A 2,328-nucleotide genomic window follows, 5' to 3' on the forward strand; every position below is an offset into this window, starting at 1 on the left:
CTTGATGAGTTTGAGCAGATGGCTGCAGCAGCTGGATTCAGGGTAGAGCGTGTCTGGACGGATGAACGGCAGTGGTTCAGTGTCCAGTACCTTGTAACAAGGTAAAGCTAGCCCGGTAGCATTAGCGGAGCACAGGTTATTTACAAGGCATGAGCCGCACCATGTCTTTCTCCTTGAGTATTTGCTCAAGAGCCGACACAGTGTAATCAATATCTTCCTCCGTAGTATAACGGCTCAAGGAGAACCTCACCGAGCAGTGAGCCTCCTCTTCAGTTCTTCCCATGGCAATAAGAACATGCGTGGGTTCCGGAGAGCCTGACTTACAGGCCGAGCCTGAAGAGAGCGAGATGCCATGCTGGTCCAGGGCGATGACAATAGATTCACCACGTAAGCCGGGGAGAGTCAGGTTAAGCGTATTTGGCAGCCTATTCGCCTGGTGACCGTTCAACATGGCATCGGGCACCAAATTCCTGATACCTTCCTCCAATTTGTCCCGGAGGTTGCGTATCCGCGCGGAGTCCCGAAGCGTGTATGTGACCAGTTCCGCCGCTTTGCCCAGGCCTACGATAGCCGGGACATTCTCTGTACCAGCTCGTATTCCGCTCTCCTGTTTGCCCCCGTGAATAAGTGGCTCCAGTTCGATTCCCTTCCTGACATATAGAGCCCCTATGCCCTTTGGGGCATGAAATTTGTGACCGGACAAACTGAGCATATCCACGCCGAGTTCTTGTATATCCACCTTGAGCTTACCTACCGCCTGAACAGCATCCGTGTGGAACAGTATGTCTTTTTCACGGCAAATCGAACTTAACTCCTTGACAGGCAGAATAGTGCCCACCTCATTATTAGCCATCATAATGGAGACAAGGATGGTATCCTTGGCTACAGCGGTGCGTAGTTTTTCGGGGTCCAGCCAACCATCTCTATCTACATCGAGATATGTAACTCGATAGCCATATCTCTCCAAAAAATCACAGGCGCCAAGTACAGCTGGATGTTCGACGGTGGTTGTTATGATGTGCTTACCCTTATCACGCATAGCAAATGCCGCTCCCTTGATAGCAAGATTGACAGCCTCAGAGCCACCGCCGGTGAAGATAATTCGCCGCGGCTGAGCGTTTATGAGCATAGCCACCTGGCGGCGTGCATTCTCCAAAGCTTCCCGGGCAATCCTGCCCGTCTGATGTATGCTGGAAGGGTTACCGGCATCCGCACTCAGATATGGCACCATAGCCTCTCGTACTGTCTCATCGACCTGCGTTGTGGCATTGTTATCAAGGTATATGCGACCTTCGGGCTTTATCCGTGGTTCCTGGGCGTCTGCTAAATCACTGTGATAGTCTAATACCTGTCTATTTACTGAGCATCGAGTCTCATCAGTACCAGATTCAACCTTTTGCACATCACACAGGAGTGCTTTATATACGGGAAAACCAGAGATGCTGTCGTAGTTGTTAATATCCGTAAGTTCATTAACATTCCATTCCTGCCATGCTTTTGGTCCGACAGGAGTTCCACCACCAAACATACATTCAATACATCCTCTGGCGATATCATCTGTAACTTTAGCCCTAAAAGGCACACTCCCTCTCGGCGTGATTACTCGCACCAGATCGCCGCTTCTAATATCCCTTTTCTCAGCATCTTCAATGTTAATCTCTACTATGGGCTCCGGGGTGTCAGTTACAAGCCCTTCAATACCGTGATGTTGGGATCTAAAATCAGTTTGGGGCCTTGCACCAGAGTTAAACACCAGAGGAAAGTTTCCCACTAATTTAGGACTCCCCAGCGGCCCCTCGGTCGGCTCGATGTATTTCGGTAAAGGCTCATAACCATATTCCTCCAGTATCGTCGACCATATTTCAAACTTCCCTGTTGGAGTGTCAAAACCAGGTTTCCCGTCCCTCCTTAAACCACCCTTCTGCCATTTCTTATACTCCATCATGGGTGTTGGAATTCTTACCCACCCGCCAGCTGCCTTCACATCCTCCAGGGTATATCCCGAACCTTCCAGGACAAATCAGAGCATTTCCTCTTCAGTCTGAGGAAACAGATGTCCGTATTCGAGATGCCTGGCCAGTTCAGCCATTATGATGTAATCATTGCGTGCCTCTCCCACGGGCTCAATTATCCTTTCCCTCAGGCGGAAAATTGGCCCGTATGTCATATATGCATAATTTTCAAACATTGTCGTAGCTGGCAGGACTATATCAGCATATGCAGCATCAGCCGTAAGCTGGCGATCAATACAGACTACGAAATCAAGTTTGGATAGGGTTTCTCTCCAAATCGGAGTTTGCGGCCACGATGTCAGCAAAGAGGCGCCGT

At 49.7% G+C, this 2,328-nt stretch carries 3 protein-coding genes; 1 reads left to right on the forward strand and 2 read right to left on the reverse strand.

Annotation, left to right across the window (positions count from 1 at the left end):
• Positions 1-105: L-histidine N(alpha)-methyltransferase (locus ACETWG_06015; protein MFB0516143.1), on the forward strand; the 105-nt coding region annotated here is incomplete at its 5' end.
• Between the two features lie 31 nt (positions 106-136).
• On the opposite strand, the gene nifS is transcribed toward ACETWG_06015, so the two are convergent.
• Entirely contained in the window at positions 137-1,984 is a 1,848-nt protein-coding gene (nifS, locus tag ACETWG_06020; protein MFB0516144.1) for a cysteine desulfurase NifS, read from the reverse strand.
• Between the two features lie 36 nt (positions 1,985-2,020).
• On the reverse strand, positions 2,021-2,328 hold a 308-nt coding region (locus ACETWG_06025), incomplete at its 5' end, for a molybdopterin-dependent oxidoreductase (protein MFB0516145.1).

It is taken from the genome of Candidatus Neomarinimicrobiota bacterium (assembly GCA_041862535.1).
Classification (GTDB): domain Bacteria; phylum Fidelibacterota; class Marinisomatia; order SCGC-AAA003-L08; family TS1B11.